This is a genomic window from Pantoea sp. nfd-35, from assembly GCF_056892255.1.
In genome coordinates this window covers 3,670,877-3,691,532 of record NZ_CP122403.1, presented here as the reverse complement: position 1 = coordinate 3,691,532, position 20,656 = coordinate 3,670,877, and the positions used below count along the sequence as shown (strand labels likewise).

Genomic DNA, 20,656 nt, shown 5'->3' with positions numbered 1-20,656 from the left:
TGTTTTTTTCAGCGAGCCTTTTAACATGATTAGTCTTATCGCGGCATTAGCAGCAGATCGCATTATTGGAATGGAAAACGCCATGCCGTGGGACCTGCCTGCAGACCTGGCGTGGTTTAAGCGCAACACACTGAAAAAGCCAGTTATTATGGGCAGACTGACCTTTGAATCTATTGGTCGTCCATTGCCTGGCCGGCTCAACATTGTGGTCAGCAGCAAGCCGGGCAGTGCCGAAGGCGTAACCTGGGTAACTTCGCTGGACGACGCCATTAGTGCGGCGGGTGAGGCTGAAGAGATCATGGTCATTGGCGGCGGCCGCATCTATGAGCAGATGCTGGCGCGCGCCGACCGTCTTTATCTGACGCACATTGATGCGGAAGTGGAAGGCGATACGCAGTTCCCGGATTACGAGCCGGATGAGTGGCACTCCACGTTCAGTGAGTTTCATGATGCCGATGAGCAGAACTCGCACAGTTACTGCTTTGAGATCCTCGAACGCCGCCGTTAATTTACGCGCAGTAAATAACGCCTTGTTGTGACAAGGCGTTTTTTTATGGCTGCGCGTCAGCGGGTTGACGATTGCGGAGTAAGATCGTCCGGTACGGACAACTGACGGTTCGATGGCTGAACATAGTAGCGTTGGGTTTCCCAGTGCAGGAGCGTCAGGTTCCCGCCCCAGCAGCAGCCGGTATCCAGACCGATAATGCCCTCTGGCGTGCCTTTCCCTTCCAGCGACGCCCAGTGACCGAAAACAATGGTGTGATCGCGTGCGACCGGGCCTTCAATCATGAACCAGGGTTTTAACGGCGGCGGGGCGGATTCCGGCGCATCCTTACAGATCATGTCTAGCTGACCGTTAGGAAAGCAGAAACGCATACGGGTTAGTGCGTTGGTCGAGAAGCGCAGGCGGGCCAGGCCGGTCAGGGATTCATTCCAGTTATTCGGCATGTCGCCGTACATCGCGTCAAGAAACAGTGGGTAACTGTCGCTGGACAGCACGGCTTCCACTTCGCGTGCGCACTGTTGTGCTGTATCCAGATCCCACTGAGGCGTAATGCCGGCATGGCCCATCACCAGCTTTTTCTCTTCATCGACCTGCAGCAACGGCTGGCGACGCAGCCAGTTAATCAGGTCATCGGCATCTTCCGCTTCCAGCAGCGGTGTCAGGCGATCTTTGGGTTTATTACGACTGATTCCGGCATAAACGGCCAGCAAATGCAGATCGTGGTTACCCAGCACCAGACGGACGCTGTCACCCAATGACTTTACGTAGCGCAGAACCTCCAGCGAGCCGGGCCCTCGCGCCACCAGGTCACCCGTCAGCCATAAGGTATCCTGACTGGGATCGTAATTAACCTGGTTCAGCAGAGCACGTAATTCATCATAACAACCGTGAACGTCGCCAATCAGGTAAGTATTCATAGAGGATTATCCAACTCAGACAGTCGCCCGCCAGGCGGGCGAAGGGCGCCAGTATCAATGGATGTGGGTTTGAATCGCGAGGCGGAATACCGGGATCTCGACGTGGAATTCATCGCCTTGCTCATCGACCATCACATAGTGACCTTGCATGGTGCCCATCGGGGTTTCAAGAACAGCACCGCTGGTGTACTGATATTCGTTTCCCGGTGCAATATGCGGCTGTTCGCCTATGACGCCTTCACCCTGAACTTCCGTCTCACGGCCATTGCCGTTAGTGATGAGCCAGTAGCGTCGGAGCAGTTGCACTGAGGACCGGCCTACGTTGCGAATCGTGACGGTATAAGCAAAGACATAGCGCTCATCTTCCGGTGAGGACTGTGAGGCGACATACAGACTTTGTACGTGCAGCGATACGCGGGCCGGTTCACTCATGGGTTACTCCTGGGGTTGATCCAGATGATCTGCCAGCCAGTTTGCTAACTGGCAATACTGCGCGACCGAAACATTTTCGGCACGCAGGCTGGTGTCGATTTCCAGCTCATCCAGTGCGCCAGCAACGACCATATGGCTCAGGCTGTTACGCAGCGTTTTGCGGCGTTGACCGAATGCTTCAGTGGTAATGCGGCTCAGAATACGCACGTCTTTGACCGGATGAGGCGGTGTCATGTAAGGGACTAACCGCACAACCGCCGAGTCCACCTTCGGGGGCGGGGTAAAGGAGTGCGGCGGCACTTCCAGCACCGGAATCACCTGACAATAGTACTGAGCCATTACGCTCAGACGACCATAGGCTTTGCTGCCGGGACCCGCAACCAGACGATTAACCACCTCTTTCTGCAGCATGAAGTGCATATCTTTAATCGAACCAGTATAGCTGAACAGATGGAACATCAGCGGGGTCGAAATATTATATGGCAGGTTACCGAAGACCCGCAGCGGCTGGCCTTTCTCTTTGGCCAGCGCAGCGAAGTCAAACGTCATGGCGTCCTGCTGGAAAATCGTCAGCTTGGGCCCTAAAAACGGATGAGTTTGCAGGCGTGCAGCCAGATCGCGATCTAACTCCACCACGGTTAAACTGTCCAGGCGTTCGCCCACGGGTTCAGTAAGTGCACCCAAACCCGGACCGATTTCCACTATTGCCTGATCGCGCTGTGGATGGATGGCGGAGACGATGCTGTCGATAATATATTGATCGTTCAGGAAGTTTTGCCCGAAACGTTTACGGGCGTAGTGCCCCTGATGGACGCGATTATTCATTACTGCTCTTGATCATAGTGATGGCGAGGTTAAGCGCCGTGATAAAGCTGCCCGCGTCAGCCTGACCCAACCCGGCTAATTCAAGCGCGGTGCCGTGGTCGACTGAGGTACGGATAAACGGCAGGCCGAGGGTAATATTAACCGCCCGACCAAATCCCTGAAATTTAAGCACCGGTAACCCCTGATCGTGATACATCGCCAGCACCGCATCGGCATGTTGCAGATATTTGGGCTGGAACAGTGTATCCGCAGGCAGCGGACCGGTGAGTTGAATGCCTTGCTCGCGCAGCGCATTGAGTGCCGGGATGATCGTGTCTATCTCTTCCCGCCCCATGTGACCGCCTTCTCCGGCATGGGGATTCAGTCCGCAGACAAAAATATGCGGCTGAGCAATGGCAAACTTATGCTTGAGATCCTGATGCAGAATGGTGATGACTTCATGCAGACAATCGCGGGTGACGGCACCAGCAACATCTTTTAACGGCAGATGCGTAGTGGCAAGCGCGACACGCAGTTGCTCGGTGGCCAGCATCATCACCACGCGCTGCGCGCCCGCGCGCTCGGCAAAAAATTCAGTATGCCCGGTAAACGGAATGCCCGCGTCGTTAATCACGCCCTTGTGAACGGGGCCAGTAATTAAGGCAGAAAACTCCCCGGATAAACATCCGTCGCAGGCGCGTGCCAGGGTTTCCAGCACATAGTGGCTGTTGGCGACGCATAGCGTGCCGGGCGTGACCGGCTGCGGTATTTCAACGGGGAGAACGGTGAGCGTGCCAGCCTGTTGCGGTTCGGGTTCGCCTGCGGCGTCGTAAACGCGCAGCGTCAACGGCAAACCCAACTGAGCGGCACGTTGCAGCAACAGCTGGGGAGAAGCACACACAACCAGTTCAACAGGCCAGGCTCGCTGAGCCAGTTGAACGGCAAGATCGGGACCAATCCCGGCGGGTTCGCCGGGCGTGATCACCACACGAAAATCACTGCGCATTGTTATCCAGGATTTTCACGTAAGCGCCGGCGCGCTGTTCCTGCATCCAGGTTTGCGCTTCTTCCGCAAACTTACGATTAAACAGCATACGGTAAGCGCGCTCTTTCTGGGCTGCATCGGTTTTATCCACCTGACGCGTATCCAGCAGCTGAATCAGATGCCAGCCAAAAGAGGAGTGGACCGGCTGACTGGTTTCGCCTTTTTTCAGACGCAGCAGCGCATCGCGGAATGCCGGGTCAAACACTTCTGGTGAGGTCCAGCCCAGATCGCCGCCCTGATTAGCCGAACCCGGATCGTCGGAGAACTGTTTGGCGGCCGCGGCAAAGGTCGTCTTACCACTGCGAATGTCGGCAGCAATCTGTTCCAGCTTAGCGCGAGCCTGATCGTCAGTCATGATCGGAGACGGCTTCAGCAGAATGTGGCGCGCATGCACTTCGGTAACAGAGACGTTTTTGCTCTCGCCGCGCAGATCGTTCACCTTCAGGATATGGAAACCCACACCTGAACGGATAGGGCCAACAATGTCGCCCTTCTTCGCTGTGGTCAGCGCCTGAGCAAACAGGGTAGGCAGCTCTTCGATTTTTGCCCAGCCCATGTTGCCGCCCTTCAGCGCCTGAGAATCGGCGGAGTAGGTCACGGCCAGCTTGCCAAAGTCTGCGCCACCTTTCAGTTCCGTTATCAGCTGTTTTGCCAGCTTCTCCTGATCGTCAACCTGCTGCTGCGTAGGGTTTTCCGGCAGAGGCAGCAGGATATGACTGATATTCATTTCAGTGCCCTGCGTATTCTGAGCGCCAACCTGCTGCGCCAGCGTATCGACTTCCTGCGGCAGGATAGTGACACGACGGCGGACTTCATTATTACGCACTTCAGAGATCAGCATCTCTTTACGGATCTGAGCACGATAGGTGTTGTAGTTCATCCCGTCGTAAGCCAGGCGGCTTCTCAGCTGATCAACGCTCATGCGGTTTTGCGCGGCGATATTCTGAATAGCCTGATCCAGTTGCTGATCGGTAATCTGTAAACCGGCTTTATCACCTAACTGCAGGATGATCGCGTCCATGATCTCACGTTCGAGGATCTGATGGCGCAACGTCTTATCATCAGGCAACTGTTGACCTGCCTGCTTCGCCTGAGATTTAACGGTGCTCATCATGCTGTCCACGTCACTCTCGAGGACCACGCCGTTATTCACTACAGCTGCAACTTTATCAACCACTTGTGGTGCTGCGAACGCGGTGTTGGCACTGAGCGCCACACCAAGAATCAGCATTCTCCAGTTCTTCATACTTTATCCATTATTGGTTCCGCACTGCGGGATTGCCTGTCAAACATCACAACATCAGAATGCACGCTGATAAGGGATGATACCCTGACTCAGCATCTGGCCGGTTCCCAGGCCATAATTTGAGCTCAGGCCACGTAACTCAATGTTGAATGAGATTTGGTTGTCATACTTACTGTCGTTGTTTTCCCAACCGTTGATTTTGCGCTCATATCCCAGACGAATTGCGTAGCAACAAGAGCTGTACTGCAGGCCAACCAACTGTGATGCAGGACGATTATTACGCGTATCATAGTAATACGCGCCAACCACCGACCAGGCATCATGAATCGGCCAGCTCGCCGTCGTACCGACCTGTGAAATCCCGTTTTTATAAATCGGGTTATTCACCAGTGAACTGTCGTTCAGCGCAGAAGCAACATACTCCGGGCTACTGTAACGGTAGCTCAACTGCACCATACGGTCAGCATCACGGCGGTATTCCAGCACGGTATTTCCCTGTGCCACGTTATTCAGGCGGGTATCGTACTGCAGCCCGCCGCGCACGCCCCAACGGTCACTTATCTTCCAGTAGCTGTCACCCGCCCACAGAAGACTACCGGTATCGTCTTCTTTATTGACCTGGTTAACACCCGTACGAGAAGGCGTGAACGAATAGATTTGACCTACAGAAACGTTAAAACGTTCAACCAAATCGGTATCATAAATTCGCGTAGTGACACCGGTGGCAACCTGGTTGGCCGATGCGATGCGATCCAGGCCGCTGTATGAACGATCGCGGAACAGGCCGGTATAGTCGGTTTGCAGCAGGGTGGAGTCGTAAGGGTAGATATCACTCTGGTTACGATACGGGATATACAGGTACTGAACCCGGGGTTCCAGCGTCTGCGTGTAGCCCTGCGCCCAGTCCATATCGCGGTCAAACACCATACGACCGTCGACCTTGAACTGGGGCAAGGTGCGGTTGACGGAGTCTTTAAGCTGGCCACTTACAGGGCGATTATTTGAATTATTAAGTACTACGTTATTGTAGTAATCAACATCTTTCTGCTGATAGTGCGTCGCCAGAAACTTCGCTTCGGTATCCAGACTGGCCCAACCGTTGGACAACGGCAGATTAATCGTGGGCTCAACGTGTAAACGCGTGGTTTCAGGATAGTCGTTGTTGACGTTGGTAAACTTGACGGCCTGCGCATAGATGCGGGTGTCGAACGGACCCACATCGTTCTGGTACCAGTTCAGATCCAGTTGCGGGAAGGCGCGATAGACGTTGCTGTTGCTCGTGTTGCCAAAAATCTGGAAATCTTTGGTCGACAGCGTTGCGTCCCAGTTGGTATCCGCATAGCCCACGCTGAATTTTTGCGAGGCGTAACCATCTGTCGAACTGTAGTAAGGCGAGGTCAGATCGTTGAAATAAAACGGGTCGCTGACTTTGGTGTAGTCAGCGTTAAAACGCCAGTGTTGGTCGTAAACACCAGAGTGACGCCAGTAAAATAACCAACGGTCCGAACTGTCATTTTGGGCAATGCCGCGTGCAGCTTTGTCGTTGTCATACTGTTTATCTGAGGCCAGATAGTCAAACTCAACGAGGCCTGCGCCAGCCTGTGTCAGATAACGGAACTCATTCTGTAATTGCAGCCCGCGATTACTCATGTAATGCGGCGTAATGGTCGCATCGGCCTGTGGCGCGATGTTCCAGTAGTAGGGCAGAATGAACTCAAAACCGTTGCTGCTGCCGTATTTAGCATTGGGGATCAGAAAACCGGAGCGGCGACGATCGCCCAATGGCAATTGCAGATAGGGGCTGTAAAAAACCGGAACGGAACCCAGTTTAAAGCGCGCATTCCAGATTTCAGCCACTTCTTCCTGACGATCCTGAATGATCTCAGAACCTGCGACGCTCCAGCTGTTGCTGCCGGGCAGACAGGAAGTGAAGGTGCCGTTTTCCATGATGGTGTAACGGTTTTCACCGCGCAGCTTCATTTGATCGCCCGTTCCACGGCCCTGACGGCCTACCATCTGATAATCGCCGTTCCAGACGTTGGTATCTTTGGTATTCAGATTTGACCAGGCTTTCGGACCTTTCAGGATGACCTGATTATCATCGTAGTGCACATTACCTAGCGCATCGACGGTACGCACGGGGACGGTCTGACCTTCAGGCTGGCGTTGGTGAAGCTGTACTTCATCTGCCAGCATGCGGCTGTTACCCTGCTGCACATCCACATCGCCTGTGAAGACCGCATCGTCAGGATAGTTGCCTTTCAGGGAATCCGAGTGAATAGTAACGGGCAGCTGATTAGGATCGCCGTTAACCAGGGGGCGATTGTAGCTCGGCACGCCTAACATACACTGCGACATTAAATCATCGGCGAAGGCTTGCTGGCTAATGGCTGCGCCGATCATGGTGGCCAGCAGAGTAGGTATATGTTTTTTCATACGCGGTATCGAGAATTCCATGAAAACTGGCATCATGCCGACAATCGGGTCAGAGACTAACGCACTGCCTGGCGTTGCGCCAGTGTTAATCCTTTTCTGTCCGCGCTGCCGTTAGGCGCTGAGATAAATGACAGGTATGATAATGCAATTTTCAGCCGTAAGCATGGCGAATTGAGGAGTTTATGCGCTACTGGGGAAAAGTAATAGGTTTAGTGCTTGGATTGCTGTCCGGCGCAGGCTTTTGGGGAATTGTTATTGGTCTGATCATTGGGCATGGATTTGACAAGGTTCGCGGCGCGCAGAGCAAAGCTTACTTCTCAAATAATCAGACCCGGCAGTCACTCTTTTTCAGCACGACTTTTCAGGTCATGGGGCACTTAACCAAGTCGAAAGGGCGCGTAACCGAAGCGGATATTCAGATTGCATCGCTGTTTATGGATCGCATGCAGCTGCATGGCGATGCCCGAATGGCTGCACAGCGCGCCTTTCGCGAAGGCAAGCAGGGGGAATATCCGCTCCGTACCAAACTGCGTGAATTGCGCAGTGCCTGCTTCGGACGTTTTGATCTGATTAGGATGTTTCTGGAAATTCAGATCCAGGCCGCGTTTGCCGATGGGTCGCTGCATCCCAATGAACGTCAGGTGCTGTATGTGATTGGTGAAGAACTGGGGATTTCTCAGAGTCAGTTCGACCAGTTTCTGCGCATGATGGAGGGGGGACAGCAGTTCGGCGGCGGTCGCAGCTATTCACAGCAGGGCGGTTTTCAGCAGGCGCAACGAGGCCCGACGTTATCCGATGCCTGTAACGTTTTGGGTGTGAAAACCACCGACGATGCCACCACCATCAAACGCGCCTATCGCAAACTGATGAGTGAACATCACCCGGATAAGCTGGTGGCGAAAGGTCTGCCGCCCGAAATGATGGAGATGGCGAAACAGAAAGCGCAGGACATTCAGTCGGCTTACGATCTGATTCGCAAAGAAAAAGGCTTTAAATAAGTGAGATGCGCGCCCGGCTGATGGCGAGGGCGCGCGAAGCATTAGCATCATGGCAGATTAAAAATCGGCAGGCTGCCTGAAGGTCATGGCATTACCAAACGCCGGGTGCGTGATGGTCAGCGATTCGGCGTGCAGCAGAAGACGATCTGACATGGCTTTTGCTTCCGGATGTGCGTAAAAACCGTCACCCAGAATCGGATGGCCCAGCGCCAACATATGTACGCGCAGCTGATGCGAGCGCCCGGTAATCGGTTTGAGCGCGACGCGCGCGCTGTTATCTTCACCGTATTCCACAACCTGATAGTCGGTTTGCGCCGACTTGCCGGTGTCGAAACACACTTTCTGCTTCGGGCGATTAGGCCAGTCGCAAATCAGCGGTAAATCCACCATGCCCTTCTCCTGCGCCGGATGGCCCCAAACCCGGGCCACATAGGTCTTTGCAGGCTCGCGTTCACGAAACTGGCGTTTAAGCTCGCGCTCTGCGGCCTTTGTCAGGGCGACCACAATCACGCCGCTGGTCGCCATGTCCAGCCGATGCACAGATTCCGCCTCAGGATAATCGCGTTGGATCCGCGTCATCACGCTGTCTTTGTGCTCGTCAAGCCGACCGGGTACCGAAAGCAGGCCGCTGGGCTTATTCACCACCATGATATGGGCATCCTGATACAGAATGTGCAGCCAGGGCTCAAGCGGCGGATTGTAGGGTTCCATACTCTATTCCAAAAAAGAGGGCCTTGCGGCCCTGAACTTATTGATGCGTAACCACAATCAGACGCAGTGCATCCAGTCGCCAGTTCGCTTCATCCAGACTCTCCAGTACCTGCTGGCGATTCGTTTCCAGCGCATCGACCTCATCGTCACGGATGTTGGGGTTAACGGCTTTCAGTGCTTCCAGACGTGATAACTCGGCCCCCAGCTTTTCGCTCGCCTCGCGCCGTGCCGCGTCAATAACGGCACGTGCTTCACTGACGACTTCTTTTTCAGCCAGCGTCAGGATCGCGTGAACGTCCTGCTGTACGGCATTCACCAGCTTACTTCCGGTGTGGCGGTTAACGGCATTCAACTGGCGGTTGAAGCTTTCGAATTCCACTTTACCGGCCAGGTTCGTCCCGTTGCGATCCAGCAGCAGGCGCACCGGCGTAGGGGGCAGGAAGCGGGTTAGCTGCAGATGTTTCGGTGCCTGGGATTCCACCACGTAGATCATCTCGACCAGCAGTGTTCCCACAGGCAATGCCTTGTTCTTTAACAGCGACAGCGCACAACTGCCGGTGTCACCTGACAGAATCAGATCCAGGCCATTACGGATTAACGGATGTTCCCAGGTAATAAACTGCGTATCTTCACGCGACAGGGCCTGATCGCGATTGAAGGTGATCGTACAGCCGTCTTCCGGCAGGCCAGGAAAGTCCGGAACCAGCATATGATCTGAAGGTGTCAGCACGATCAGGTTATCACTGCGGTCTTCCTGATTAATGCCGACGATATCAAACAGGTTAAGAGCAAAGTTAACCAGTTCGGTATCATTATCCTGTTCGGCAATAGTATTGGCCAGCGCCTGGGCGGCTTCACCACCGTTAGAGTTTAGCTCCAGCAGGCGGTCGCGGCCCTGTTCGAGTTGGGATTTCAGCGCATCATGCTGCTTACGGCATTCGCTAATGAAATCATCAAACCCGTCGCTGTTTTCCGGTGCGGCCAGGTAGTTAATCAGCTCTGCGTTGACGCTGTCGTAGATGGCTCTGCCGGTCGGGCAGGTGTGCTCGAACGCGTCCAGCCCTTCGTGATACCAGCGCAGCAGCACGGCCTGGGCCGTTTTCTCCAGCCAGGGGACCAGAATCTGAATATCGTGCGCCTGGCCAATACGATCCAGTCGGCCAATACGCTGTTCCAGCAGATCCGGGTTAAACGGCAGATCGAACATCACCAGACGGCTGGCGAACTGAAAGTTACGGCCTTCGGAACCAATTTCGGAACACAGCAGAACTTGTGCGCCGTTCTCTTCAGAAGCGAACCAGGCGGCAGCCCGATCGCGTTCAATGATCGACAGCCCTTCATGGAACACGGCGGCGCGAATCCCTTCACGTTCACGCAGCACCTGCTCCAGTTGAAGTGCTGTAGCGGCCTGAGCACAGATCACCAGCACTTTTTCTTTACGGTTGCTGGTCAGGTAACCCATGAGCCATTCAACGCGCGGATCGAAGTTCCACCAGGTGCCGGTATCGCCTTCGAACTCCTGATAAATCTGTTCCGGATAGAGCAGATCGCGCGCGCGCGCTTCTGCGCTTTTACGTGTGCCCATAATACCGGACACCTTAATGGCCGTTTGATACTGAGCCGGCAGGGGCAGACGAATGGCGTGTAACTCACGTTTCGGGAAGCCTTTCACCCCGTTGCGGGTATTACGGAACAGCACGCGGCTGGTACCGTGGCGATCCATCAGCATGGAAATGAGTTCGCTGCGCGCGTCCTGTTTGCCTTCACGATCGCTGTTTGCCACCTGCAGCAGCGGTTCAATATCCTGCTCGCCGACCAGCTCATTGATCATATTCATCTCGTTTTGTGAGATGGCATGATCGGCCAGCAGCGATGTCACCGCATCGGCAATCGGGCGGAAGTGCTGCTGCTCTTCAACAAAGGCGGCAAAATCATGAAAACGGTCGGGGTCAAGCAAGCGCAGGCGCGCAAAATGACTCTCCATGCCCAGCTGTTCTGGCGTCGCGGTCAGTAACAGGACGCCCGGCGTTTTTTCAGCCAGTTTTTCGATCACCTGATACTCACGGCTTGGTTCGCCTTCGGACCAGGCCAAATGGTGCGCTTCATCCACCACCATTAAATCCCAGTCTGCGTCCGCCAGCTTATCCAGACGCTGTTTGTTGCGACGCACAAAGTCCAGCGAGCAGATAATCAACTGTTCGGTGTCAAAGGCATTGTCGCTGTCGTGCTGCGCTTCAGCGTAACGATCGTCGTCAAACAGGGCGAAGCGCAGGTTGAAGCGGCGCAGCATTTCTACCAGCCACTGATGTTGCAGGGTTTCTGGCACGACGATAAGTACGCGTTCAGCACGGCCTGCCAACAACTGCTGCTGGATGATCATGCCGGCTTCGATGGTTTTCCCCAGGCCGACCTCATCCGCGAGCAGGACGCGCGGCGCATGGCGGCGGCCTACGTCGTGGGCGATATGCAGCTGGTGGGGGATCAGATTGGTACGCATGCCGCGCAGGCCGCTGACGGGCAGGCGATACTGCTCACTTTGATATTTACGTGCGCGAAAACGCAGGGCGAAGCGATCCATACGGTCGAGCTGGCCTGCAAACAGCCTGTCCTGAGGTTTGCTGAACACCAGTTTGCTGTCGAGCATCACTTCACGCAGCATGACGTGGGTTTCTTCGGTATCAAGGCGCGTGCCGATATAGGTTATCAGGTCATTGTCATTGCGTACTTCATCGACCTGCATCTGCCAGCCTTCGTGGCTGGTAACGGTATCACCCGGATTAAAAATCACGCGGGTGACCGGCGAGTCGCTGCGAGCGTAGAGGCGATTTTCCCCTGTGGCCGGGAACAGCAGGGTGATCATGCGCGTATCAATCGCCACCACGGTGCCTAATCCCAGTTCACTTTCTGTATCACTAATCCAACGCTGACCTAATGTAAAAACCATATAATTTTTGCTCGAATTTTTAACGTTTTTGAAGGTGTTCCCCATTCTCAGGCAATAGCATTTCATCCAGGCAAAAGGGCCTGGTGCGTCATGTCAGAGCAGTGAGTTTTGAGGAAGGGCGTTATGGTACTGGATGGCAGGGCATTCGTCACCTGTCAAAAAAGGCCTAACTGCCCGGTAATGAGTGTAGCAAAGTCGCCATCGACAAAAGGCAGAATGCCTTCGGCTACGGGCTGCAGCTGTTTAGTCACGTAGTGATCGTAGTCCAGCGGCGTGGTTCGGGCCTCTACCGGCTCGGGGCCGCCGGTGGCAATCACATAACGAATGCGGCCCCCGGTCTGATATTGCAACGGCCGGCCCAGCTTACGATTCTGCTCATCAGCCAGACGGGCGGCGCGGACATGGGGCGGCACATTGCGTTCATACTCGTTCAGTGGGCGGCGCAGGCGCTTTTTATAAATCAGCCTGTCGTCCAGCTCACCTGCCAACAGCTGGGCTACCGTGTTACGAACATAGTCTTCCCACGGCTGGCGATGAAATATGCGGCTGTAAAGCTCCTGCTGAAACTGCTGCGCCAGCGGCGTCCAGTCGGTACGTACCGATTCCAGTCCTTTGAACACCATACGCTCACTTTCGCCTGCCCGAATTAAGCCCGCATAGCGTTTTTTACTGCCCTGTTCAGCACCGCGAATCGTCGGCATCAGGAATCGGCAAAAGTGATTTTCATACTCCAGCTCCAGGGCGCTGGTCAGGCCGTATTGCTGCTGCAGATGTTCACGCCACCAACCGTTGACCTTCCCGGCCAGTGCCCGGCCAATTGCCTCTGCCTCGTCTTCATCCCGGGCGGATTTCAGCCAGACAAAGGTCGAATCGGTGTCGCCATAAATCACATCGTACCCTTCGGCTTCAATGAGTTCACGGGTTTGCTGCATGATGGCATGACCGCGCAGCGTGATAGACGAGGCCAGGCGAGGGTCAAAAAAGCGGCAGGCGCTGGTGCCGAGCACGCCGTAAAACGCATTCATGATGATTTTCAGGGCCTGCGACAGGGGTTTATTGCCCTGTGTTTTTGCGGTTTCGCGCCCCTGCCAAATCTGCTCTACGATGGCGGGCAGGCAATGCGTCTCACGTGAGAAGCGCGCCTCGCGAAAACCGGGCACCGAGTCCGCATCCGTTGGGTGCGCCAGACCTTCGATGAGCCCGACGGGATCGATCAGAAAGGTGCGGATAATCGAGGGATACAGGCTTTTATAATCCAGCACTAACACGGAATCATACAGGCCGGGCCGGGAATCCATCACGTAGCCGCCGGGGCTGGCTTCCGGCGCCACATCGCCCAGATTCGGGGCGACAAAACCGGCCCGGTGCATGCGGGGGATGTACAGATGACCGAATGCCGCGACGGAGCCGCCGTGGCGATCGACTGCCAGCCCGTTAACGGCAGCGCGCTCCAGTAAAAACGGCATGATCTCGGTTTTATGAAAGATGCGCGTGACCAGCTCGCAGTCCTTCAGGTTGTAGCGCGCCAGCGCCGGTTTATCGTTGGCAAAACGCCAGTTGATCTCTTCCATGCGCTGCCATGGGTTATCAATGGCTTTGCCTTCACCGAGCAGCTGTTGCGAAACAGATTCCAGACTAAAAGAGGGAAAATCCCAGAAGGCGGATTTCAGGGCATCGATGCCGTCAATAATCAGGCGACCTGTCGCCTGGGCAAAAAACACGCCGGGTTTAAACCCATGCTCGCGCCACTCCAGCGCGGCCTGCTGGCGGCCAAGGCGTAACGGAATGCCGTAGCGATCGGCGTGTTTCTGCAGCACGCGCAGGTCAAACTGCACCACGTTCCAGCCGATAATCACATCCGGATCGTTATCGGCAAACCAGCGATTCAGCGCCTCCAGCAACTGCGGGCGGCTCTCAAGATAGATAAGTTCGAAATCCAGTTCGCTGGCGTCGCCGTTAGGCGGTCCCAGCATGAAAACCTGGCGCTGTCCGCAGCCTTCCAGACCAATGCAGTAAAGCTCGCCATGCTGGGTCGTTTCAATATCCAGCGAGACCCACTTCAGCGGGGGCCGGTAATCGGGATGGGGTTTCAGACGGGCGTTAACCCATGTGTCGCCCTGAATGTCACCATCAAACCACACGGGCGCGGTAATAAACCGTTCCATTAGGTAGCGTTCGGGTGGACGAATGTCGGATTCATACAGGGGGATACCGCTTTCGCGCAGTTTCTTTTCAACCCACTGCAACTGGCGATGCTGCCGGCAGTACAGGCCAAATACTGGACGGCGGCGAAAATCTTTTAATTGCAGAGGCTGCATCCGCAGCTGGCGCTCGCCCTGCAACAGCGTGTCGACCTGCGCCTGATATTCACAGGGAATAAACGTCACGGATTCCTGTAAAGGCAGCACAACGCGCTGAGCACCCTCGTCGGTGGCCAGCCACAGCGTAATTTCGGTGCCTTGCGGCGTGTCGCGCCAGTGACGGCTGAGCAGAAACCCTGCGCGGGGCTTATTCACGTATTCTCCAGGCAGATAGCGAGTCGGACATCTCATTGACCAGTATAACATGGATATTTATACAGTGTCTGCCGGTGCGTTTTGTCAATATTGGCCTACAATTCTTGCCTTGACGCTGTGATGTCTGCTCTGGACAATCCAGCCTTCTGCTTTTTCTGAGGATTGATATGGAAGCCTGGGTTGAACACCTGATTACACAGTCGCTGGAGTGGGCGCTGTTTGCCGTCGCGCTGGTGACGTTTCTGGAGTCATTGGCGTTCGTGGGGCTGTTACTCCCTGGCACCGTCATGATGGCGAGCCTGGGTGCGCTGGTGGGCAGTGGACAGATCGGCTTATATCCCGCCTGGGCCGCGGGCTTCATTGGCTGCCTGCTGGGCGACTGGGTTTCCTATGGCATTGGCTGGAAGTTTCAGGGGCCGCTCCATCGCTGGAAATACCTGCAAAAGTACAAAGGGCTGCTGGATAAGACCGAACACGCGCTGTATCAGCACAGCATGTTTACCATTCTGGTCGGGCGCTTTGTCGGGCCAACCCGACCGCTGATCCCGCTGGTGGCGGGCATGCTGGAATTGCCGGTACGCAAATTTCTGCCCCCCAATCTGATCGGCTGTATTTTATGGCCACCGCTCTATTTATTGCCGGGTATTCTGGCAGGCGTCGCGATTGATGTTCCGAAAGAAGCCCAGGGCGGCCATTTCATCTGGCTGTTATTAGGCGTTGCTATCCTGGTATGGCTGGGATGCTGGCTGTGCTGGCGCTGGTGGCGCAGTGGAAAAACGCGCGACTGGGCGACGGCGTATTTGCCACCCGAACGTCTGCGCTGGCTGGCGCCGCTAAGTTTTGTGGTGGCCGTTGCGGCGTTCGTCGGCATCCAGTTTCATCCGATGATGCCGATTTTCCGCCACCTGTTGTGGCAGGTCTTTATCGGTTAACGGCGCGGGATGCCGAGCACATCGGCTTCCCGTATGTTCCCTGACAACAGTGCGTCCGTCGATCCCTGCCAGTAAACGCGTCCATCCACCACCACCACGCTACGTGGCGCTATCTGCTGTGCGTCTTCAAGACTGTGCGACACCATCAGCAACGTAATCGCACGGGTTTCGCAGACGGTGCGCACCAGATTAAGCATCTCGCCGCGCAGGGCTGGATCGAGCGCCGAAAAAGGTTCATCCAGCAGCAGCACCGGGCGATCGCGCAGTAAACAGCGTGCCAGGGCAACGCGCTGGCGTTGTCCTCCCGAGAGCTGGCCCGGCAGGCGTGACAGCATCTCACTGAGTCCGACCTGCTGCGCAATGGTCGTCACCTGCTGGCGCTGATCTGAGGTCAGCTTCAGACCGGGATGTAAGCCCAGCCCCAGGTTCTGTTCTACGCTCAGGTGCGGAAACAGGTTATTTTCCTGAAACAGCATTGATACCGGGCGCTGGGCGGGCACGCTATTCGTATGGTCAACACCGTTAATCGTCAGGCTGCCCTGGCTGACGGGCAGAAAACCGGCAATCAGGTTTAATAACGTACTTTTACCTGCCCCGCTTGGGCCGAGAATCGCCAGTCGTTCGCCGCGCCCGGCGTGAAGGGAAAAACGCATCGGCAAATGCTGATACAGGTAAGTCAGATTATTCAGTGTCAGCATGGCGGCCCGGTAATTTTTCCATCAAGGTGAACAGAGACAGGCAGAGTAGCAGCAATAACAGTGCAGTAACGGCACCATCGGCACCGCGATAGGCGCCTATCTGCTGATAAAGGTAGAACGGCAGCGTGCGGAAATCGCCATTACCAAACAGCGCCACGACGCCAAAATCACCAATCGACAGCACGCAGGCAAACGCCAGCGCCTGCGCCAGCGGACGTTTCAACGCCCGGAGTTCAATCAGCCACAGGCGGTTCCAGCCGCTGATGCCCAGTGCCCCGCAAAGGTGGGCGTAACGTTCAGCGATATCCCGCATCGGGTTTTCCAGCACTTTCAACGCGTAGGGAATCGCGATTAACGCATTGGCAAAGATCACCACGCCATCCGCGGAGTCCGGCAAGCCGGTCGTGGCGTTCAGTAGCAGGAAAAAGCCGGTTGCCAGCACGATACCGGGCATTGCCAAAATCAGCATGCCGCTGGTGTCCATGATCTGTGCGGCGAGTGTATGCTGCCGCAGGCGCAGCTCCCGGCTGCTCCACAACAGCATGGTGGTCAGGACCAGACACAGCACGCCGGCGCCGAGCGCGATACGTAACGAGGTCAACGTTGCCTGCCATAACGCCGGTTGCTGTAACGCGCCCCGAAGCCCGCCATCCAGACCATTTACGATCACCGCCAGCAGCGGTGGGAGTAGCAGCAGCAGGGCGAAAAAGATGATGGCGGCGTCGCTGACGCGGGCCAGCGTGGAATCCTGAGGATCGCGCCAGCCGTTCAGTTGCGGACTACCCGCCGGAATGGCGTTGCTGAAGCGCTGGCTGAGGAGCACCAGCACCAGGCAGCAGCTGAGCTGAATCAGCGCCAGGAGCGCCGCGCGGCCCGGATCGTAGTCATAGCTTAGCGCCTGGAAGATGGCCAGTTCGATGGTGGTCGCCTGCGGCCCGCCACCCAGCGATAGCACGGTGGCAAAACTGGCAAAACAGAGCATAAAGATTAATGCCCCGGTGGGCAGGAGCTGGCGGCGCAGCCAGGGCCATTCAAGCAGCCGGAAATGATGCCAGCCACGTATGTTCAGTTGGGCAGCAAGCTGACGCTGTTCGGCAGGAATGCTTTCCAGCGCCTGCAGCATCAGGCGCGTGGCCAGCGGCAGGTTGAAAAACACATGGGCCAGTAAAATTCCCTGAAGCCCGTAAGGCGAGAAGTGATAGTCCACGCCAAGCCAGGCGCAAAGCTGTGCCAGCCAGCCCACCCGACCATAGACGGTGAGCAGGCCGAATACGGCCACCAGCACGGGCAGAACCAGCGTCATGGCGCACAGGCGCAGCAACACCTGACGTCCGGGAAAGCGCCGCCGATAAAGGGCTCGGGACAATGGAATGGCCGGCAGCAAGGAGAGCAGGGCGGAAAGCAGCGCCTGCTTAAACGAAAAGCCAATAACATGATGCAGATACGTATCCTGCAGGACAGACCGCCAGTTGGTCGCTGGCGCCGCCATCCACAGTGCTGTGAAGGCCAGCAGCGCCACGCTGCAGAGCAGCAGCGTGGCGAGCGAACCCGGAATCAGCCAGAAAGGGATTAACGGCTGACGGCGCGTTGCCATTGGCTAACCCATTGCGAACGGTGGCTGGCAACCTCTTCCGGTGAAAACTGCAATGTTGTCTTCGGCACGCTGAGCGAGGCAAACCCGGCGGGGAGGTCAGTTTTGATCACCGGATACATCCAGTTCCCGGTAGGGATGGTGTTCTGAAAGGCTGGCGTAACCATGAATTGCATAAACTGTTCTGCCAGTTTGGGCTGCTTGCTGTTCGCCAGTCGGGCGGCCACCTCAACCTGCAGATAGTTGCCTTCGGCGAAGGATGCCGCAGCATAGTTATCTTTTTTCTCTTCAATGATGTGATAAGCCGGTGACGTGGTATAGCTCAGCACCAGATCGCTCTCGCCTTTAAGAAACAGGCCGTAGGCTTCACTCCAGCCTTTGGTGACCGTGACGGTTTTCTTCGCCAGCTTTTGCCAGGCCTCAGGCGCGTTGTCCCCGTAAACCTTTTGCATCCACAGCAGCAGGCCAAGGCCTGGCGTGCTGGTGCGAGGATCTTCATAAATCACGCGCCATTTCTCTGGGCTTTCGACCAGTTCTTTCAGGCTTGTGGGGGGATTTTTTAGCGTGTTTTTGTTGTACACGAATGCGAAATAACCGTAATCGAACGGCACAAAGGTGGTGTCCTTCCAGCCGCCGGGCACCTGCAGCTCACGGGTATCCACGTCGCTTTTGGCAAACAGGCCGGTTTGCTGCGCGGCCTGCAGAAGGTTGTTATCCAGGCCTAGTACCACATCGGCCTTTGTGTTCTTGCCTTCCATACGTACACGGTTCAGCAGCGAAACACCGTCTTCCAGCGCGACAAATTTCAGCTCGCAACCGCACTGGGCTTCAAAGGCTTTTTTGACGGCCGGACCCGGCCCCCAGTCAGCGGAAAAGGCGTCGTAGGTGTAAACCGTCAGGACAGGTTTGGCCGCAAAGACCGGGGCAGAGAGTAACAGCAGCACGGGCAGGACGTTTCTTAACACTTTGCGCTCCTAGGGCGGCAGGGTTGAGTCGCAAAGGATCTGAGCAAAACAACCTCTCAAATCCCTACGTCGGTATTAACCGATTCAGGTTCGACGGGTATTTCTCAGCGCCCTGACACTGTGGAAAGGGGCACCCCGTTGAGAACGCCACATTCTAGTCATTAAATGCGCAAGGGGAAAGGCTCACAGCGTAGGCGGGGCAAACCAGGCGGATTTAAAATCAAACCAGCCCAATGTATTCATCCGCACGCCGCGCATACTGCGCTGGCCCTCCAGCAGCAGCCAGTGATGAAACAGCGGATGAAGCCAGCTATTTTCCACCAGATATTTACCCCATTCAGCGAGGGAGAGCGTTTTTTCACGCCAGCGCGTGGCATCCTGCTGCCAGTTAACAGGCATACAGTGCTGCATCAACGGCGTTTCGTATAACAGGGCAAACAGGGAATATTCGAGGGGCAGGGTAAAATTGACGCTGCCCAGCCAGATATCACTCTCGCCTTCGCCCTGATGCCAGCTTTCGTAACTGACTTCCCGGGTGTTCAACGTAACGCCCTGTTCTGCCAGCAACGGACGTAAGGCATCCGTAATACTGACATGCTCAATATGCTGGTTATACCAGGTTAACGTCAGGCTCGTGAGGCCCGCCGGTTTGTCCACTGGGGTCAGATCGCGGCGATGGTGCCAGCGGGGTAGCAGGCCGTAAGCCGGGAACCAGTAGCGCTGATAACCCCTGCCCGCATTATTGAGGAGTGCAATCGGGTTAAGCAGGTCGCTGAGCCAGCGTCGAATGTCTCGATCGGCCATTTTTTCTGAACGCTGATCGAACAGTAAATAGTAGCAACCTTCTTCAAGCCGGCTCTCTTCCTGTTTCTCATCGGCTTTTTCGCCCTGCAGGCGAACCCCTGCATAAACCAGCTCGTCACTGATCTCTGGCAGTACCCACACCGACACATCATCGATCAGCGCGCGATAGCCAAAGTAGTCGTCAAACGCTTCTATCTTCAACTGGCTGTGCTGATTACGGACGACCCGATAAGGACCTGTTCCCAAAGGTTGACGGGCAAAATCGCGAATTTCAGGCCATTCCCGTGGCAGAATCATGGCGCTGACGCTGCCCAGCAGCCAGGGCAGCCAGCTGTCGGGCTGATCCAGATAGATATCCAGGGTCCAGGGGGCCGGTGAGTCGAGCCGTTGGATATGAGAAAACAGGGGATACTGACGCAGGCGTTCCAGGCTTGCGATCACATCGGCCATGTCCAGCTCCCGGCCATGATGAAAACGAATGGCAGGACGTAAATAAAAGCGCCAGTGGAGATCGGATGTTTGCTGCCAGTGATGGGCGATATCGGCCTCGATTTCCCCCTTTTCCTCATTTATGCGCGTCAGGCCGCTAAAGATCTGGCGGGCAATATGGGTTTCCGAACGGCGCAGGGGCGGACCGGGTAACAGATTCAGCAGAGGGCGATAATAGAGGACGCGCAAAATATGTTTGCCCTGGCGGAAGCTCCGCCCCAGGTGGGCGCTGATCATCTGTCTGACCTGATCTTTATCCCCCACCAGCTGGACTAACTGATCGATACGATCCTGCTCCAGAAGATCTTCGGCACGCTGCTGCTGGAGCGCCAGCCCGGTGTAGCAGAAGGTCATCAGGGAACGTTTGCCCCGTCCGGCTTCGGCCTGCCAGGTGAGCCAGCCAGCCGCTTGCATTCTGTTGAGCAGGTTTCGCATATGGCGACGCGAACAGTGCAGCAAATCAGCCAGTTCGCCCAGGGTTGTTTCCTGTGGTTGTCCCTGGCAATTTTGCCACAGACGAATGAACTGCTGCTTCAGACGTGATGACGACATAAAAGAGGAACTCCCTGATAAAGGTGCTCTGTTTTTCTTACCCCATTTTAGAGGCAATCTTTCCTGTATTG

At 55.7% G+C, this 20,656-nt stretch carries 16 protein-coding genes and 1 riboswitch; of the genes, 3 read left to right on the top strand and 13 right to left on the bottom strand.

What is annotated here, in order from left to right; translation table 11 throughout:
• The first annotated feature begins 25 nt into the window (after positions 1–25).
• A complete protein-coding gene (gene folA / locus P9J57_RS17190; protein WP_024472273.1) occupies positions 26–508 on the top strand; it encodes a type 3 dihydrofolate reductase in 483 nt (160 codons plus the stop codon).
• Between the two features lie 56 nt (positions 509–564).
• Here folA and apaH read toward each other — a convergent pair whose 3' ends face one another.
• Genes apaH through lptD form a run of 6 tightly spaced genes read right to left on the bottom strand, consistent with a single transcriptional unit; the run spans position 565 to position 7,385 of the window.
• The gene (gene apaH / locus P9J57_RS17185; protein ID WP_013024575.1) at positions 565–1,422 is read right to left on the bottom strand and encodes a bis(5'-nucleosyl)-tetraphosphatase (symmetrical) ApaH; all 858 of its coding nucleotides are present in this window, start codon (positions 1,420–1,422) and stop codon (positions 565–567) included.
• A 54-nt stretch (positions 1,423–1,476) separates the two neighbouring features.
• Positions 1,477–1,854 carry a Co2+/Mg2+ efflux protein ApaG gene (apaG, locus tag P9J57_RS17180; RefSeq protein ID WP_013024576.1) on the bottom strand — a complete coding sequence of 126 codons (378 nt, stop codon included), beginning with the start codon at positions 1,852–1,854 and terminating at the stop codon, positions 1,477–1,479.
• Between the two features lie 3 nt (positions 1,855–1,857).
• The gene (rsmA, locus tag P9J57_RS17175; protein WP_013024577.1) at positions 1,858–2,679 is read right to left on the bottom strand and encodes a 16S rRNA (adenine(1518)-N(6)/adenine(1519)-N(6))-dimethyltransferase RsmA; all 822 of its coding nucleotides are present in this window, start codon (positions 2,677–2,679) and stop codon (positions 1,858–1,860) included.
• Positions 2,672–3,664, bottom strand: coding sequence for a 4-hydroxythreonine-4-phosphate dehydrogenase PdxA (pdxA, locus tag P9J57_RS17170; protein WP_013024578.1), 993 nt, complete (start codon positions 3,662–3,664; stop codon positions 2,672–2,674). Before pdxA ends, rsmA begins: the two co-directional genes overlap by 8 nt.
• Complete coding sequence (gene surA, locus P9J57_RS17165) at positions 3,654–4,949, bottom strand: peptidylprolyl isomerase SurA (protein WP_013024579.1); 1,296 nt, start codon at positions 4,947–4,949, stop codon at positions 3,654–3,656. Before surA ends, pdxA begins: the two co-directional genes overlap by 11 nt.
• A 54-nt stretch (positions 4,950–5,003) precedes the next feature.
• The gene (gene lptD, locus P9J57_RS17160) at positions 5,004–7,385 is read right to left on the bottom strand and encodes an LPS assembly protein LptD (RefSeq protein ID WP_050442516.1); all 2,382 of its coding nucleotides are present in this window, start codon (positions 7,383–7,385) and stop codon (positions 5,004–5,006) included.
• A gap of 182 nt (positions 7,386–7,567) precedes the next feature.
• On the opposite strand from lptD, the gene djlA reads away from it, so the two are divergent.
• Entirely contained in the window at positions 7,568–8,383 is an 816-nt protein-coding gene (djlA, locus tag P9J57_RS17155; RefSeq protein ID WP_013024581.1) for a co-chaperone DjlA, read from the top strand.
• 57 nt (positions 8,384–8,440) lie between these two features.
• On the opposite strand, the gene rluA is transcribed toward djlA, so the two are convergent.
• The 3 genes from rluA to polB all read right to left on the bottom strand — a co-directional run bounded on the left by rluA (position 8,441) and on the right by polB (position 14,554).
• Complete coding sequence (gene rluA / locus P9J57_RS17150; protein ID WP_028714810.1) at positions 8,441–9,094, bottom strand: bifunctional tRNA pseudouridine(32) synthase/23S rRNA pseudouridine(746) synthase RluA; 654 nt, start codon at positions 9,092–9,094, stop codon at positions 8,441–8,443.
• A gap of 37 nt (positions 9,095–9,131) precedes the next feature.
• On the bottom strand, positions 9,132–12,038 hold the full coding sequence (gene rapA, locus P9J57_RS17145; RefSeq protein ID WP_028714811.1) for an RNA polymerase-associated protein RapA: 2,907 nt from the start codon (positions 12,036–12,038) through the stop codon (positions 9,132–9,134).
• A 155-nt stretch (positions 12,039–12,193) separates the two neighbouring features.
• Positions 12,194–14,554: a DNA polymerase II gene (gene polB, locus P9J57_RS17140; RefSeq protein ID WP_028714812.1), complete on the bottom strand. Its 2,361-nt coding sequence runs from the start codon at positions 14,552–14,554 to the stop codon at positions 12,194–12,196.
• A gap of 167 nt (positions 14,555–14,721) precedes the next feature.
• Between polB and P9J57_RS17135 the strand changes: the two genes are divergently transcribed.
• A complete protein-coding gene (locus P9J57_RS17135) occupies positions 14,722–15,486 on the top strand; it encodes a DedA family protein (protein WP_013024585.1) in 765 nt (254 codons plus the stop codon).
• On the opposite strand, the gene thiQ is transcribed toward P9J57_RS17135, so the two are convergent.
• The 4 genes from thiQ to sgrR all read right to left on the bottom strand — a co-directional run bounded on the left by thiQ (position 15,483) and on the right by sgrR (position 20,585).
• On the bottom strand, positions 15,483–16,184 hold the full coding sequence (gene thiQ, locus P9J57_RS17130) for a thiamine ABC transporter ATP-binding protein ThiQ (protein ID WP_013024586.1): 702 nt from the start codon (positions 16,182–16,184) through the stop codon (positions 15,483–15,485). The genes P9J57_RS17135 and thiQ overlap by 4 nt on opposite strands.
• Entirely contained in the window at positions 16,168–17,778 is a 1,611-nt protein-coding gene (gene thiP / locus P9J57_RS17125) for a thiamine/thiamine pyrophosphate ABC transporter permease ThiP (protein ID WP_019106412.1), read from the bottom strand. The genes thiQ and thiP overlap by 17 nt, the downstream gene beginning before the upstream one ends.
• Positions 17,754–18,740, bottom strand: a complete 987-nt coding sequence (thiB, locus tag P9J57_RS17120; RefSeq protein WP_483279309.1) for a thiamine ABC transporter substrate binding subunit — start codon at positions 18,738–18,740, stop codon at positions 17,754–17,756. Before thiB ends, thiP begins: the two co-directional genes overlap by 25 nt.
• A gap of 43 nt (positions 18,741–18,783) precedes the next feature.
• Positions 18,784–18,888: riboswitch (TPP riboswitch) on the bottom strand.
• Positions 18,889–18,923: 35 nt separating this feature from the next.
• Positions 18,924–20,585 (bottom strand): HTH-type transcriptional regulator SgrR, encoded by a 1,662-nt coding sequence (gene sgrR, locus P9J57_RS17115; RefSeq protein WP_483279308.1) that lies wholly within the window; start codon positions 20,583–20,585, stop codon positions 18,924–18,926.
• Between the last annotated feature and the right edge of the window lie 71 nt (positions 20,586–20,656).